This is a genomic window from [Lactobacillus] rogosae (genome assembly GCA_900112995.1).
GTDB lineage: Bacteria > Bacillota > Clostridia > Lachnospirales > Lachnospiraceae > Lachnospira > Lachnospira rogosae.
Map to the genome: position 1 here is coordinate 22,521 of FONU01000022.1, position 17,156 is coordinate 39,676.

Consider the following 17,156-nt stretch of genomic DNA (forward strand, 5'->3'; position numbering starts at 1 on the left):
GGAGAATATATGAGATTATTGAATATAGGTGATAAGCTTATTAATCTAAAGAATAAATTGAAGTTAAAAAATGCAGTGTCAATAGCGGCAGCTGTTATGCTTGGTGTAACTTCACTTGCAGGCTGTGGCTTTGTGTCTAACCCGGTTGAATATATGAGCCAGGCAGATAATGAGAATGGTACGGTTAGCGATAACACTGATAAGATAACAGATAATAGTGGAAATAATGCGGGCGGTATGAAAGATAACAGCTCTGATGCCGGAAGTATTGTTAATGGCAGCGACAAAAGTAATGGTAATAACCAGACCAGTGGTAAGCGAAAGGTTTGTATTGTTGGGACATATGGAAGTGTGAGCGAGCTTGTTAATACAGCAGATTATGAGGATAAAATAGATATTGAATTAATTCAGGAAAATAAAGATTTTGATGAAACAAAGGATTTAATATCATTAGCTTCTAAAGTCCAGGAAATATGTAGTGGTGATGCGGATATAGTTATCGTATCGGCAAGGAAAAGATTTGCAGACCAGATCAGATATTTTCTTACTTATACAATAGATACAGATAAGAGTATATATGTTGTTGAGGAAGATAATAACAATTATAAGACAGAAATAGCTGATATTGTTGATAATAAAGCGAATAAGGTTAATGATAGTGCAAAACATCATTTTGACGTGACAGAGATTAAGGATATGGGCTATGTCGGTATGGTTAATGATTATATAGGCAATGATGTGTATACAGCACAGAAAATAATGGCTTCATATGAGTCTGTAGTAGTAGTCAGCGATACTGCTGACGGAAGTCTGTCGCCAGCAATGACACAGCTTGTAAAAGATGTATCAGGTTATATTAAGGTAATTGTTGTTAATAATTCTGGCAGTGAATATGACTATGCGGCTGATGGTTTAAATGTCATCACAGCACAGACAATGACAAGCTGGCAGGCAAGAATAATGGCAATGTTATGTCTTACAGATAAGAATATAACTGACTGGCAGGAGTTCTTTAATTAATGGCAGTTGTGAAGCTGTAATGTGGCAGTGCAATTTGCAGATGCGGTATATTACATAATTCGTGCAGTTATATCAGGGCAGCTGAATTAAATAAAACAGAGTAAAGATTTTGTGAGTTGAATCATTAAATAAAGTTGAATTGATAATTGTACACAAATATGTTACTATTATACATATGATGCAATTCGGAAAGGGTATATATATTATGAATCAGACAAAAATACAGGACGTAATAAGACATATCAGCAAAGATGAAGACTACGGCGTAGATATGATGGAGAAGCTTTCTTTAGCTGATGCAGTAGAGGTTATGGCTGTTGTACTGCCATCTTTAAAGAAAAGAGCCAAGGAGATGGGCAATACTAACGATTTAGCATATTTTGGAAGAATTGAAGAGATATATGCAAAGGTTATAGCTGATAAATTAAGAAAAGAGGAACATTTATGGGTTGTATATTCAAGTACAACATCGTACCCATATATGGTAGACAGTGATTTATTTGTTCTTTTTAATCCTAAGAATTCTTCACTTATTGAGAAAAAGCTTAAGCTCAGTGGTTACGAGGTATCAGTTGGTGTTGAGAATAATGATGCGTTTGCTATGGAGTTATGCCATATGTATCGTAATGGATATAAGAATATAAGACTTACAGATGGCGACAAGCTTGAATATGTAATACCAAGAGAAGCATTTGGAACATATGATGAGTTCTTTAGGGATGATTATGTGACTAACCCAGGTTTACAGAATACAATGATTTCTTATTTTCAGGAGTTCAGAAAGAATACAGACAAAGATACAATAAAAGAGCTTCTTGATAAGAGAGAAAATGCTATGTTAAATGCTATGGTTAATTCTGAATATATGGTTCCATGTGTTAAGGAGGAGACAGAGGAAGAAGTATCTATAGCACATCATTTTATTGATGTTACAGACAGGGTTAAGCATAAGGAAGACGAGCAGGTTATAGCAATACCGGCATTTACAGATGGTTTTGAGATGGACAAATGCTATAAGGGACAGTATGAGAATATGCTCTATACATATAAGGAACTTGTTGAGGCTATAGACGAGCTTGGAGCTTCAGGAGCAATATTTAATCCACTTGGAATAAGTTATTATATTCCACTTGAAACACTTAAGAAAATAGAAAAAGATTTCAATAAATAGAATAATATGTAAGCCTGCTTGTATCGGGTTTTATGATTGTATCACAATTATGTGATATATTGTAAGATGTGATACTGGCAGGCTTTTTATGTAATAGGGAAATCTAATTAATTTAATTCATTATACATAAAAAGTCCTATATACAGGTTCGTACTGCAGTGCAAATATAGGCACCTATAATAAAAAATACTTATGTAAAAACACTTTTATAAAATTACTTTATGAAAGTGTTGGCAAATTACTTGTAATGATGTAAACTTAGATTAACTTAAGAAATATTATGTATGATTATGGAGGTAATGTTTATGTGGTTAGCTGATTTGGGCAATGGAAATTATAGGAATCCGATACTTTATGCAGATTATTCTGACCCTGATGCTATAAGAGTGGGAGAAGATTATTTTATGGTAGCATCAAGCTTTTCTAATTCGCCAGCACTTCCAATATTACATTCAAAAGATTTAGTGAATTGGAAGGTTGTTAATTATTGCTTGAAACACATTCCGGAATTCAGATATAACAATCCGCTGCACGGATGTGGTGTGTGGGCACCATCTATAAGATACCACGAGGGTACATATTATGTATGTTTTCCAATGCCAGATGAGGGAATATATATGACAACAACCAAAGATCCGTTTGGTGAATGGAGCGAGCCTGTTAATATAAGACCAGGTGCAGGCTGGATTGACCCTTGTCCATTCTGGGATGATGACGGTAATGCTTATCTTGTGGCAGGTGTTGCAAAGAGCAGAATTGGATATAAGAGTGTTCTTCATATAGTAAGAATGAGACCAGACGGTATGGGGATATTTGGAGATGAAGTAAAGATATTTGATGGTAATGAGAATGATCAGATAACAATAGAAGGACCTAAAATGTATAAACGTAACGGATATTATTATATATTTGCACCAGCAGGCGGTGTTAAGACCGGCTGGCAGACAATACTCCGTTCCAAAAATCCATTTGGACCATATGAATATAAGGTTGTATTAAGACAGGGTGACTCTCCAGTCAACGGACCTCATCAGGGTGCGTGGGTAGATACAATTACTGGTGAGGACTGGTTCTTACATTTTCAAGATGTGTATGCCGCAGGCAGAATAACACATTTACAGCCAATGCATTGGGAAAATGACTGGCCAATAATTGGCGTTAATAAAGAGGGCAATGATTACGGTGAACCAGTTATGCAATATGTAAAGCCCAATATTGGAAAGACAGCAGAGGAGTTTAAGGACACAGATAAATATCCAGTATGTGAGCCAGACACAACAGATGAATTTGATACCGACAAGATGATGTTACAGTGGCAGTGGAATTCTAATTATGATGACAGCTGGTATGTGACTAAGACAGATGCCTATGGAAAGAAAACACCAGACGGCTCATATATAAGACTTAATGCACTTGCATCAACACCTCTTAGACCAGTGAGCGATTACAGAAATCTTCTCTTACAGAAATGGCCTGCACCTGAATTTGAGTGTGTTACTAAAATGTGCGTGAATGGTCTTGAAAATGGAGACTATGCCGGAATTGTGTCATTAGGCGTGGAATATGGAGCAGTTGGAATTGTCAAGAATTTCGGGGAATATGCAATAAGGACAGTCAGAGGCACCCAGAGCTTTGATTGTGAGGCGGCATATTCTAAGGAAGATTTTAAGGACTATCCTATAGCTAAGGATACATTTGCTGATAAGGAAAAGACTGTATATTTAAGGTATACAGTTAAGAGAACAGGAACTAAGGATACCAAGGAAATGGCACTGGCTGTTAAAAATGTTCCTGTAGAAGAGGTGACTTTGGAGATAAGCTTTGATGGAAAGGCTTATGAGAAGCAGGTGAGCTTTACAGCAAAGGCAGGACGCTGGGTTGGCGTTAAGAATGGAATGTTTGTTAATCATAATAATGAGATTAAGAATGAGAATCAGGGGGATGGATTTGTGACGGTTGATTATATCAGGTATAGATGTATAGACAACGGGAGATTGGATTAAATTAACATAAGTAACAAAGATATGCTTTCGCTGAGTGTCGCTATCAGCGGTACTAAAGTGCTAAAGTACAGCACTTAAGTGCCGGCGGCTCCACATATGGCTGGGACATAGGATGTATGGCAGGAGTTATTTTAGTTGTTGGAGATGTTTAATTAAATAGTTATGAAGAGTGTGTATTTTGCTGTAGTGGCGGAGTGCACACTTTTTTGTGGGAAGGTTTGGAAGCTGACATTAGAATATTTATGAGGATTTTGCTTGCATTGGAGAGCAGGGTGGTATATAGTATCTTAAATGATAAATTTTATGAGATTTGAGTATAAATATTGCGATTTAAGGAAGTACTATGATGGTTAATTTAATAAGAAAGCAGTCGCCTGCAAGAATAATAGCGTTTGGGTTTATATTTGTGATTATAGCAGGGTCAGTGCTTTTGTCTTTGCCGTTTAGTGTTAGGGATGGTGTTGATTTAAAATACACGGATGCTTTGTATACATCAACGAGTGCAGTATGTGTAACGGGGCTTGTGGTGGTTGACTCATATGACACATTTACACCTGTGGGGCAATTTATACTAGGGGCACTTATTCAGATAGGTGGTCTTGGTGTGACAACTATGGGTGCCGGAATAATACTTGTTATGGGTAAAAAGGTAGATATAAAAGGACGTACTCTTTTAAAGGAAGCACTGAATATGGATACGGCAAAGGGGCTTGTAAGGCTTATACATAAGATATTTATTGTTACGCTTATATTTGAGGGGGCTGGTGCAATAGCAGGTTTTCTGGTGTTTATAAGAGATTATCCATTTTTTAGGGCATTGGGAATAAGCGTGTTTCATTCGGTAGCGGCGTTTAATAATTCTGGTTTTGATATTCTTGGAAATAACCAGAACCTTATTAATTACAGTGGTAATATAGCACTTAATATTATAACCTGTACGCTTGTATTTTTTGGAGGTATTGGCTTTTTTGTAATATGTGAATTGTGGGAAAAGAGATTTAAGTGGAAGAAATTCTCAATGCACACAAGGATTGTAATATCAGTGAGTATTGTGCTTATTATCGCTGGTGCTCTGCTTCTTAAGATTACAGAAAATATCTCGTGGATGGGAGCATTCTTTATGAGTGTATCAGCCAGAACGGCTGGATTTGCAACATATTCACTTGGGACATTTTCAAAATCGGGACTACTTGTGATTATAATACTTATGATTATAGGAGCTTCGCCGGGATCTACAGGAGGTGGAATAAAGACAAGCACATTTTTTGTCCTCATACAGGGTGTTAAGTCGGCGGCAACTAATAAGTCGGAGAAAGCATTTCATTATGCAGTACCTAAGGAAGCGTTCAGAAAGGCTTCGGTTATTATGATACTTGCTATGTGTGTTGTGACCGTGGGAGCTTATCTTATGGGAATATTTGAGCCGGATATTGATTTTATTGATATATTATTTGAGGTCGCAAGTGCATTTGGAACGGCAGGGCTTTCAACAGGAATTACACAACAGATAGGAATTGCAGGAAAGCTGTTATCTATTGTTATTATGTACATAGGAAGACTTGGACCGCTTACGATTGCTACATTGTGGCATTTCTCTAAGGGAGAGAGGATTAATTATCCGGAGGGTAATATAACTATAGGGTGATGATTGTGAAATATATGGGGCAACGGACGCTGGGCGGCTGGTAGAAGCAACGAAGACACGTTTGCACTGAGTGTCGCTCGCAGCGGTACTAAAGCGCTAAAGGACAGCGCTTAAGTGCCGGCGGCTCCCCATCGTCTTCTTATGCTTCTACCAGCCGCCCAGCTGGGTTGCGATTGCCATATGTTTAACAATTATCAGCGCCAGAACGGAGTGTGAAGAATTCGGGTGTGGTTTTGAGTGTGGATTTTTTGGTGATGGTGTCGTTTTTGTTATGGCATTAAGTTATGGTATATAAGATACGATATATATGTTATGGTTTTTAATTTAATTATATAGAAGATATAATATATATGTTAGGGCTTATAACTTATTATATAAAAGATATGATATATGTTATTGTTTGTGCATTATGATATATATATAAAATATGGTGTGTGAATGTATGTGGAGAGAGTATTGATGTGCTGGCTTGGTGTCCGCTGCGGTTTCAAGTAGCGAAAGCGTGCCCAGCGGTAATATAGTCCGCACTCACAACGTCCGTTAGCCAACACCCAATCATCAATACACACCCAACAATAATACGTGAATTCGGAGGTAATTATGTTTAAAACTAGAATATCAAATAAAAATACTACTTATGGAATTATAGGTTTAGGAAGATTTGGCGAGTCGCTTGCATTATCGCTTGCTAACAGCGGTGCTGAATTTATGGTTATAGACAAAGATGAGGAAAAGGTAAGAGAAATGCGCGATTATACGGAAAATGCCTATGTCGTGCAGACACTTGACAAGAAAAGCCTTAGCGCAACAGGAATACAGAATTGTGATGTTGCAGTTGTGTGTATAGGTGAACATATTGATACGTCAATTCTTACAACGCTTAATCTTGTCAGTATGGGAATAAAAAAGGTTATAGCGAAAGCAAGAGGTCTTGAACACGGAGAAATATTGGCTAAGCTTGGGGCAGAAGTTGTATATCCTGAGAAGGATATGGCAGAAAGACTTGCTAACCGTCTTATAGCTTCGCAGGTTATAGATGTCATTCAGCTTAGTGAGAAAATTAATATATCTAAGGTTATGCTTCCTGACAGGCTTGAGGGCAAAACAGTTGTGGATATTAATATGCGTAAGAAATTTAATGTTAATATAATTGCAATTGAGAATAATGGGGAAGTTATGCAGGTTGTAAATCCAGAGTATGTGTTTAGAAATGGGGATATATTGTATCTTTCGGGGAGTTCGGAAGGGCTTAATAAGTTTGGTGAGTGGATAGGCTAGATAGGACAGACAATTACATTAAATCAACATAAGCAACAAAGACAAGCTTATGTTGATTTAATCCAACCTGACACCTTACAGGGGTGCCTTTTTGGCAGGAGATGGTTAGCTAATAGAAGACATGGTCGCCTATTATTGTGCCGCCTTTATCGACAGTGCTGTCGTAGACGTGAAAGTACAGAGCGGCGATTGTTATATGACCATTAAGAACCTCATTAGCGGCTCTGGTACATTCAGCGTTAGCACCTCTGGCAAGGACAATTGCGAAACGTCCACTTGCGACAGGGCTGAACTGGGAAGGGGCGTAGAGTACGGATTGGATTGTGTTGCCAAATTTAGGACTGTTTACACGATTTACGATAACGCTTCCAACGGCAAGCTTGCCCTCATAAGGCTGGTTGGCAGCTTCACATTCTATCATAGCGGATACCATTGCAAGGTCGCTTGTATCATATGCTATAGGTGTATTATTAATGACTTCATCAACTGATGGGGTCATTTTTTTGATTTCTTCAAGCTGTCTTTGGATTTCTTCCTGACGGATACGTTCCTCGTATTCTAATGCAAGGGCTTCAGCTTTGGCAATATTTTCAGAGTTAGTATCTATTTTTGACTGCTTTGAAGCTATGAGCCTTTTAATATTATTAGACTCAGCTATTGACTGCTCTTTTAAAGACACAAGTTCTGTCATATTAGTCTGTAGACTTAGCTGGTTCTGGTTAAGCACAGCAATAAGAGAACTTAATTCTTCAAGCATTTTGCGGTCATATTGGGAAATGCGCGAAACATATTCGTTTCTTTGCAATAAATCAGCCATACTTGAAGAAGAAAGCAATACATCAAGAAAACTATAGTCGCTGTTCTCGTACATATATTGTATACGAAGCTTCATAGTATCGAACTGGTGTTGTTTCTCAATCTCCATATTGCTTATGTTTTCATTAAGGCTGTCAATCTGTTCCTGTGTATCAGCAATTCTGTCATTAATAGAGTTCAGCTTTTCACCAGCATTATCAAGCTCTGAATTAAGGTCGTTAAGTTCACTTGAGAGCTGCGACTGCTCATTTCTTAAGCGTTCAAGTTCTTTGTTATTATCATCATATTCTGTCTTGGTATCAGCAAGTGAATATACAGGTGATGTAACGGATATGAAAGTCAGGCAGACAATGAGTGCCAACGCTATGTATTTAGTTACTGCATTAAAATGTTTCAACTGCAAGTTATATCCTTTCTGATTCTATAAATTTGATGTCAGGAGTGGCTGAAAGTCAAAAGTCTTATCGTGCAGGCAAGAACAACTGTCAGACATTTTATACCTGATATCGTATTATTAATATTTTTTAGCTATAACACCAAAATCTTAATATAGTATAAAATGTGTCCACATAAATTGCAAGCAGCCACAACGGGTGTTATTATTAATTAGCATATCAAATTAATGGTAATGAGATGATGAGAGTTTTATCGTGGTATACTAAATTATAGAAAGAAAGAGGAATTATATGCTTGAATTAATTAATATTAAGAAAGATTATGAAACCGGTGATACAAAGGTTGCAGCTTTAAAGGGCATTAACTTAAGGTTCAGGGACTGCGAATTTGTATCAATACTCGGTCAGTCGGGCTGTGGTAAGACAACTATGCTTAATATTATCGGAGGACTTGATAAGTATACAAGTGGTGATTTAAGAATTAATGGTGTGTCTACTAAAGATTATAAGGACAGGGATTGGGATGCGTACAGGAATAATTCAATTGGTTTTGTATTCCAGAGCTATAATCTTATACCACACCAGACAGTTCTTTCTAATGTAGAGCTTGCACTTACATTATCAGGTGTATCAAAGGCAGAGAGAAGGAAAAGAGCAGTTGAGGCACTTGAGAAGGTAGGACTTGGTGAACAGATTCATAAGAAGCCTAACCAGATGTCAGGTGGACAAATGCAGAGAGTAGCCATAGCGAGAGCACTTGTCAATAATCCTGATATTCTTCTTGCAGATGAACCGACAGGTGCACTTGATACAGAGACAAGTGTACAGATTATGGAGCTTCTTAAGGAGATTTCCAAAGACAGGCTTATAATTATGGTTACGCATAACCCGGAACTTGCTATGAAATATTCAACAAGAATTGTAAGGCTTCTTGACGGAACTATTGTTGATGACTCAGATCCATATACAGAGGAACAGCTTAAAAAAGACATAGCAGAGGGAACAGATAAGTCAGGCACAGCAACAGCCAATGGTTCAGCATATAATTCAGGCGTGTCAGGTCAGGGAACAAGTATATCTGTCTCAAAGACTCAAAGAAAGAAAAAGCCAAAGACCTCAATGTCATTTTTTACAGCATTATCTTTAAGTTTTAACAATCTGATGACGAAAAAGACAAGAACAATTCTTACAGCCTTTGCAGGAAGCATAGGAATTATCGGTATAGCACTCATTTTATCAATATCAAATGGTATCCAGTTATATATTGACAGGGTGCAGAGGGATACATTATCAAGTTATCCAATCCAGTTACAGTCAGAAACTGTAGATATAAGTAGTATGGTTTCAAGTATGACAGATAATGGCGGCAGTGGTGAAACACACGAGGATATGGATAAAATATATAGCAACAATATAATGTCTGATATGATGAATACTATGGTTGCAGAGGTTCAGAGCAACAACCTTAAGGAATTCAAGCATTATATAGAGAATGGTGGAAGCGATATAAAGGATTATGCGAGTGCCATAGAATATACTTATGATATTCCAGTTAATATATATAAGTCAGATACATCTGATAAGGTAACACAGCTTAACCCTAATACAATGTTTGATGCGATGTATGGCGGTTCTTCACAGAGCAGTATGAGTGGAATGAGCATGTACTCTAATTCAAGCGTATGGTCACAGTTATTTGATAATAAAGAGATACTTGAGTCGCAGTATACTGTACTTGCCGGACACTGGCCGGAAAGCTATAACGAGGTTGTGCTTGTTGTTAATGAGAACAATGAAATTGATGATTATACTTTGTATTCAATAGGACTTAAAGACCCTGACGAGATTACAGAGATGATTAAGGCTATGATGTCAGGAAAGAACTATACTCTTGATAATGATGAAACAACTTACACATTTGACGAGATATTAAATACAACATTTAAGCTTATACTTCCAACTGATGTATATTCGTATAATGAAAGTAAGGAAATCTGGGAAGATAAGTCTGATAATGATATATTTATGAAAAATGTTGTCAACAACGGAACAGATATAAAGATTGCAGGAATTATTAAACCTTCAGAAGAAGCAGTAAGTACATCTTTAAGCCGTGGAATTGGTTATACAAAGGAACTTACAGAATATATTATCAATGGTGTTAATGACAGTGCTATAGCTAAGGCACAGCTTGCAGATGAGGATACAGATATATTCACAGGTGTTCCATTTGATAATAATAAAGATACACCTATAACAATGGATGATGTGCAGGCATATCTTGAGAGTCTTCCATCAGATGAGCAGGCACAGACAAGAATGTTCTTATCGACTATGACAGATGAGCAGATACTTGATATGTTCTCGCAGTCAGTTAAGGCACAGACAACTGATGCGACACTGGAAACTAATAAAAGCAAGCTTGGAATAACTGATTTGGACGATCCGTCAGGAATTAATATATATCCATCAGATTTTGACTCTAAGGAGCATATTCAGAACATAATATCAGATTATAATACAAGCCAGCAGAAAGATGGCAAGGATGAAAATGTTATCAACTACACAGACTATGTAGGAATAATAATGTCATCAGTAACAGTTATAATTAATGCTATTTCATATGTATTAATAGCATTTGTTGGAATATCACTTATCGTATCTTCAATAATGATAGGAATTATCACTTACATTTCAGTTCTTGAAAGAACTAAGGAGATTGGCATACTTAGAAGTATAGGAGCATCAAAGAAGGATATTTCAAGAATATTTAACGCAGAGACACTTATTGAAGGCTTTGTTGCAGGTGCACTTGGTATAATTGTCACACTTATTTTATGTGTGCCAGCTAATGCAATTATTAAAAATGTTACATCGATTGCCAATGTTGCACAGCTTCCTGTTGCAGGTGGAGTTATTCTTGTTATAATAAGTATGCTTCTTACGCTTATTGCAGGACTTATACCGGCACGACTTGCAGCAAAGAAAGACCCGGTAGTTGCATTGCGTTCGGAGTAGAAACGAGGATTAATATGAGATTTACATTAGATACACATACGCATACAATTGCAAGCGGACACGCATATAATACAATAGACGAGATGGCAGTATATGCTGCAGGACATGGGGTTACACATCTTGCAATAACAGACCACGCACCTAAGATGCCGGGAAGTGCAGGTGTATTATATTTTTCTAATATGGGAATAATTCCAAGAAAGAAATATGGCGTTAATATATATATGGGCTGTGAAGTTAATATTATGGATTATGACGGCAGAATAGACTTATCAGAGTATGGACTTAAGGGCTGTGATGTAGTTATAGCAAGCCTTCACATTCCGTGTATTAAGCCAGGAAGCATTGAACAGAATACTAAAGCTTTAATAAATGCTATGGATAATCCATATGTTAATATAATAGGACACCCTGATGATTCAAGATACCCGGTTGATTATGAACAGCTTGTAAGGGCAGCGGGGGAAAAGCACGTCTTATTAGAACTTAACAATACATCATTATCACCTACAGGACCAAGACAGGGAGCATATGATAATGATGTTACAATGCTTAAGCTTTGCAAAGAAGCCGGCGTATGTATATCTATTGGAAGTGATGCCCATATTAAAGAGTCAATATGTGATTTTGACAGGGCTTATAAGGTGATTGAGGAAGTAGGTTTCCCGAAGGAGCTGATTGTGAACAGTAATACAGAATTATATGAGTCATATATAGGAAAAAGACAGTAAAATTAATAAAATGTATTTACTGTAGGACTTTACTGTGTTAAACTGTACAATATATTATAAATGCAGATTAGCAAAAGTTGAGGGTTAATATGAACGATAAGTTAAAATCAAAAGAAGTTGAGCAATTATTTGAGGCTATATTAAGTCTTAATGATGTTAAAGAGTGCTATGATTTTTTTGAGGATGTATGCACAATTAATGAACTTTTATCTTTAGCTCAGAGATTTGAGGTAGCCAAAATGTTAAGAGAACAGAAGACATATCTTGAGATAGCGGAAAAGACAGGTGCTTCAACAGCTACAATAAGCAGGGTCAACCGTTCGCTTAATTATGGCAATGATGGATATGACAGGGTATTTGAAAGACTTGGTATATTATCAGATAAGCAGTAAAGATGCTGATAAGATTATTATTATAAATTATGATTCCAGGAATAAGTTATTACTATAAGAACGAGTTATTACTATAAGATGGATAATCTCCCTCTTGATATATGGTTTTTAATACTATATAATATGATACAAGTATTAAAAATGTAAAGTGATGTTTTTGTATACAGAGACATCATTTTGTACTTGATATATTTTATATTTAGATAATTACAGACGGGTTGTGATATATCATAGGAAGTATGTGGCTGTCTAAGTTAATATTGGTTAGGAGTGGAGTATTATGAACAAAGATAATCAGGAATTTGTTAATTCTTTATTGCAAAGGCTGGCGAAGCTTAATTATATTAAACCGGGAGATGTGCCTAATATAGATTTATATATGGATCAGGTCACAACATTTATGGATGAACATTTATCAGATGTCAAAAGGTATGAGGATGATAAAATTCTTACTAAGACTATGATTAACAATTATACTAAGAATGACCTGCTTCCACCTCCGGTAAAGAAAAAATATTCTAAAGAGCATATATATGTTCTTACTTTTATATATTATCTTAAGAATATTCTATCTATAAGCGATATTCAGAAGCTTTTAAATCCATTGACAGACAAATTCTTTAATAAAGAAGAACTTCCAGATCTGGAATATATATATAGTGAAATATACAATATGGAAAAGGCACAGATAGCAAGCCTTTCTAAAGATGTTGTTGAAAGAACGCAGGTTGCAAAGGAAGCATTCTTAGATGTGGAAAATGAGGAGGATAAGGATTTTCTTCAGTTATTCAGCCTTGTGGGACTTTTAAGCTTTGATGTATATATGAAGAAAAATATAATAGAAAGCCTCATAGATGATTATACTAACAAGGCAGATGTATTATCGTCTGGTAAGGGAAATGTCAAAGAAGACAAGAAGGAAGTTAAGAAAAGAACGAAAAATTGATAATATTTTATAAAGATTTCTGACAAGTATTGATAAATTAACGTGACTTTTAATTATCTATATAGTATAATTACCTTATTGGTTCTAAATATAAGGAATCATATAATATTGATTTGATATATGGGAGGATTTTATGGGTATTTTAACAAGATTTAAGGACATTATGAGCGCTAATATTAATGCACTTCTTGATAAGTGTGAAGATCCAGAGAAGATGATTGACCAGTATATGAGAAATCTTGAAAGTGATCTTGGCAAGGTTAAGGCTGAGACAGCATCTGTTATGGCTGAGGAGACAAGAGCTAAGAGAGAACTTGATGAGTGCACAGAGCAGATTAACAAGATGCAGGCATATGCAGAGAAAGCATTAAAGGCTGGTAATGAATCAGATGCCAGATCATTCCTTGAGAAGAAGCAGCAGCTTGCAACAACACAGGCAGCTTTAACACAGGCTTACAATGTGGCAGCAGATAATGCAGCTAAGATGCGTCAGATGCACGATAAGCTTGTTAAGGATATATCTTCACTTGAAGCAAGAAGAACTGCTATTAAGGCTACAGTAAAGGCAGCTAAGGCACAGGAAAGAATTAACAAGGTTGGTTCAAGTGTTGTGGGTGCAAGCAATAGTATGGATGCTTTCAATAAGATGGAAGCTAAGGCTAACAAGATGCTTGATGAAGCTAATGCTATGGCTGAACTTAATGCATCAGCAGAGGATTCTAATATTGATAATCTTGCAGCTAAGTATGATGCTGAGCCAGCTAATACTGCAGTTGATGATGAACTTGCTGCACTTAAGGCACAGATGGGAATTGAATAGAATTAATTGATAATTGGAGGACACCATGGGTTTATTTAAGAGTCAGTTATCTAATGTTGTAGAATGGGAAGAATACAAGGACGATTGTATATTCTGGAAGTGGACTAATAAAGAGATTAAGAAAGGAAGCCGTCTTATAATCCGTCCCGGACAGGATGCAATATTTCTTTACAATGGCAAGATAGAAGGAATATTTAAGGATGAAGGTGAATTCGATATAGAATCACAGATTATTCCATTTCTTTCAACACTTAAAGGCTTTAAATTCGGTTTTAACAGTGGTATGAGAGCGGAAGTTCTCTTTGTTAATACTAAGGAATTTAATGTCAACTGGGGAACTAAGAATCCTATAGCTATTCCAGCAGCTAACCTTCCAGGAGGTATGCCAATAAGAGCATTTGGTAATTTTGCATTTAAGGTAACTGATTATGTATGCTTGATTGATAAAGTTGCAGGCGTTAAGCAGATGTATGTTGTTAATGATGTTAAGGAAAGAGTTGTAGCAGTGTTAGATCAGCTTCTTATGAAGTGGATAACTAAGGAAGGCAAGGATATGTTCAACCTTCAGGCTAATGCTTTTGATATTTCATCAGGAATTAAAGACGACCTTGATATGCAGATGAGCAAGCTTGGAATTGAGATTACAGATTTTAATATAGCAAGCTTCTCTTATCCAGAAGAGATACAGAAGATGCAGAATAAGGCAGCTTCACAGTCTATGGTAGCAGATATGGGAAAGTACAGCCAGGTGGCTATGGCAGATAATATCGGCAAGGGTGGCAATAACATTGCTGGTGATATGATGAGCGTACAGATGGGTATGGCAATTGGACAGCAGATGATGAAGAATGTTGATATGAATAGTAGTTTAGAATCAGCGGGTACATACAAGTTCTGTCCTAATTGTGGGACACCTGCGAATGGTGCTAAGTTCTGCTCTAATTGTGGAACGAAGTTATCATAAATAGCAGTATAAATAGCAAAATGCCAGATAACATAATTAAGAATTATATTGTTATGCAATAAGGTTATATATAATGGGTTATATGTGGACTTAAGTCTGCATATAACCCATTTATGTTTCTTTATATATATGCTGCAATAGTTGGAATGGCTGTTAATCTTGGACATATGTGGAGCATAGCAGAGACATTTAATGGACTTATGACTATACTTAATCTTATTGCCGTATTCTTGTTGTCAGTCGTTGTAATTAAGCTTGTAAAAGAGTATTTTAATGGGTGAGGTAACATTAAGGGAAGTAATAAAATGTGCTAAGAAAGGGAGAAGACTATGGATGATAAACATGTAATTAATTGTAATGATGTGCCTGAGATTGATATGACACGACAAGATGGCGGATTGGAACATAAGGCTGGTGTGTATACATATCAGATAAGGAGGAGCTGCCGCACGGATGGAGATTATACATATAACCACGCACCTATGCTTACTGCTTTTAATAACAGGCTTGTGCTTTCATATATAAGCGGTAAGCGTGATGAGCACGGTGCACCTGATGAAATCGTGTATACAACATCTAAAGACGGCTGTGTATGGGATAAGGAAAAGGTACTTTTTCCATATATGTTAGCGGACACAGATGGATATACAGGACCTGATAAAGAACTTCTTCCTAAGAAAGCACCGGCAATAGTGCATTTTAGAATGTGTTTTTATAAGGCTTCCAATGGAAAGCTTATTGCAACAACATTTTATGGCTTCTCACCAGACAGCCACAGAGCCCCTAATAATGGTTATGGTGCAGCACGTCTTGTAAGAGAAGTGTATAAAGATTACACATTGTCAGATATGTATATTATTAAATATAATGAGGCTGGTGGATTTAATGGGGACAACACAATATTTTATTCACCAGAGGGCAGTAATGAACAGCTTGATATTCCATATTATGTTCATTCTTCGGATAAAGAATTCGTTAAAGCCTGTGATGAGCTGCTTACTAAGAAGCTTATACTTGAGCAGTGGTATGAGGAGGAGATGTATGATAAATCATATAAGACACACGGCAGGGCTGTTTCCCTTTATGAAGATGCCTATGGCAATATAGTAGGGCTTTGCAAGAAAGGTGAGGGGTATCTGTTTGATAAAGAGGGGAATGTTCTTATAGATGAGAAAATACCCTCTCTTATAACTAATACTGCTAAAGTATGGGGACAAAAGACACCTGATGGAAATTATATTATATGTTATAATCCAACAACGGATGGTTCTCACAGATGGCCTTTAGCAGTTATGGAAAGTAACGACGGCAGGGAATATTATAATATGAAAGCACTTATTCCAGAGATACCTCCTTATAAATATCAGGGTAATATTAAGAATCTTGGTGCACAATATATGCGTGGAATATGTTCATATAATGGAAATTTTGATAAAAATGTGTGGATAACCTATAGCTGTAATAAGGAAGATATATGGATAAGCAAGCTGACAAAAGATAATAAATATTCAATAATGAAACCTTTATGGTGTGATATTAACTATGAACATAATCCAAAACCATATTCAGACAGGGATAAATTCACCGATTATGATGATAAATATGAGATTATTGACCGCGATGCGTGTGCAAGAGCAATAATAGAATATTTTCCGCAGAATAAGGATATTATCAGATTACAAGTTGAAGTTGACAGAATGTCGGATGACAATGGCGTGAAAGTTCAGTTTGTTGGAAAAAATAATAAAATTATTCAAGAAGTAGTATGTATCAAAGGGAATACGCCAATTGAGGTAGATAACCATTCAGGAGATATAAATAGTGTGATAATATACTCTAAAAATATATTGAAATTAAACACTATAGATGATGATGGAAGACATTCCACCCTTTCTGATATGCCAGAGGCTGAAAGAAAAGATTATTATATACAATTTAAAGTATTGATATTTTGATT

Annotated in this window: 13 protein-coding genes and 1 pseudogene; 13 read left to right on the forward strand and 1 reads right to left on the reverse strand. The window is 36.3% G+C overall.

Annotated features, from left to right (window positions below):
- Nucleotides 1–9: 9 nt before the first annotated feature.
- The 5 genes from BM157_RS10195 to BM157_RS10215 all read left to right on the forward strand — a co-directional run bounded on the left by BM157_RS10195 (nt 10) and on the right by BM157_RS10215 (nt 7,117).
- Nucleotides 10–1,020 carry a hypothetical protein gene (locus BM157_RS10195; protein ID WP_090140988.1) on the forward strand — a complete coding sequence of 337 codons (1,011 nt, stop codon included), beginning with the start codon at nt 10–12 and terminating at the stop codon, nt 1,018–1,020.
- A gap of 205 nt (nt 1,021–1,225) precedes the next feature.
- A complete protein-coding gene (locus BM157_RS10200; RefSeq protein ID WP_055174059.1) occupies nt 1,226–2,191 on the forward strand; it encodes an SseB family protein in 966 nt (321 codons plus the stop codon).
- A 305-nt stretch (nt 2,192–2,496) separates the two neighbouring features.
- Nucleotides 2,497–4,194, forward strand: coding sequence for a glycoside hydrolase family 43 protein (locus BM157_RS10205; protein ID WP_055306184.1), 1,698 nt, complete (start codon nt 2,497–2,499; stop codon nt 4,192–4,194).
- A 346-nt stretch (nt 4,195–4,540) separates the two neighbouring features.
- Nucleotides 4,541–5,839: a TrkH family potassium uptake protein gene (locus tag BM157_RS10210; RefSeq protein WP_055174316.1), complete on the forward strand. Its 1,299-nt coding sequence runs from the start codon at nt 4,541–4,543 to the stop codon at nt 5,837–5,839.
- A 600-nt stretch (nt 5,840–6,439) separates the two neighbouring features.
- Entirely contained in the window at nt 6,440–7,117 is a 678-nt protein-coding gene (locus BM157_RS10215; protein WP_055174061.1) for a potassium channel family protein, read from the forward strand.
- Between the two features lie 109 nt (nt 7,118–7,226).
- Here BM157_RS10215 and BM157_RS10220 read toward each other — a convergent pair whose 3' ends face one another.
- Complete coding sequence (locus tag BM157_RS10220) at nt 7,227–8,330, reverse strand: cell wall hydrolase (RefSeq protein WP_318255914.1); 1,104 nt, start codon at nt 8,328–8,330, stop codon at nt 7,227–7,229.
- A 289-nt stretch (nt 8,331–8,619) separates the two neighbouring features.
- Here BM157_RS10220 and BM157_RS10225 point away from each other — a divergent pair, with 289 nt between their 5' ends.
- From BM157_RS10225 to BM157_RS10260, 8 genes and pseudogenes are all read left to right on the forward strand, one after another.
- Nucleotides 8,620–11,346: an ABC transporter ATP-binding protein/permease gene (locus tag BM157_RS10225; RefSeq protein ID WP_055306183.1), complete on the forward strand. Its 2,727-nt coding sequence runs from the start codon at nt 8,620–8,622 to the stop codon at nt 11,344–11,346.
- A gap of 14 nt (nt 11,347–11,360) precedes the next feature.
- Nucleotides 11,361–12,077, forward strand: a complete 717-nt coding sequence (locus tag BM157_RS10230) for a phosphatase (RefSeq protein WP_055306182.1) — start codon at nt 11,361–11,363, stop codon at nt 12,075–12,077.
- A gap of 89 nt (nt 12,078–12,166) precedes the next feature.
- Complete coding sequence (locus BM157_RS10235; RefSeq protein WP_022502557.1) at nt 12,167–12,469, forward strand: YerC/YecD family TrpR-related protein; 303 nt, start codon at nt 12,167–12,169, stop codon at nt 12,467–12,469.
- 280 nt (nt 12,470–12,749) lie between these two features.
- Complete coding sequence (locus BM157_RS10240; RefSeq protein WP_090140991.1) at nt 12,750–13,415, forward strand: DUF1836 domain-containing protein; 666 nt, start codon at nt 12,750–12,752, stop codon at nt 13,413–13,415.
- Nucleotides 13,416–13,548: 133 nt separating this feature from the next.
- On the forward strand, nt 13,549–14,235 hold the full coding sequence (locus BM157_RS10245; RefSeq protein WP_022502559.1) for a PspA/IM30 family protein: 687 nt from the start codon (nt 13,549–13,551) through the stop codon (nt 14,233–14,235).
- A gap of 25 nt (nt 14,236–14,260) precedes the next feature.
- The gene (locus tag BM157_RS10250) at nt 14,261–15,199 is read left to right on the forward strand and encodes an SPFH domain-containing protein (RefSeq protein WP_090140993.1); all 939 of its coding nucleotides are present in this window, start codon (nt 14,261–14,263) and stop codon (nt 15,197–15,199) included.
- A 107-nt stretch (nt 15,200–15,306) separates the two neighbouring features.
- Nucleotides 15,307–15,480 (forward strand): annotated as a pseudogene (locus tag BM157_RS10255) (alanine:cation symporter family protein); the annotation flags it as partial.
- Nucleotides 15,481–15,528: 48 nt separating this feature from the next.
- A complete protein-coding gene (locus BM157_RS10260) occupies nt 15,529–17,154 on the forward strand; it encodes a hypothetical protein (protein ID WP_090140995.1) in 1,626 nt (541 codons plus the stop codon).
- The last annotated feature ends 2 nt before the right edge of the window (nt 17,155–17,156 follow it).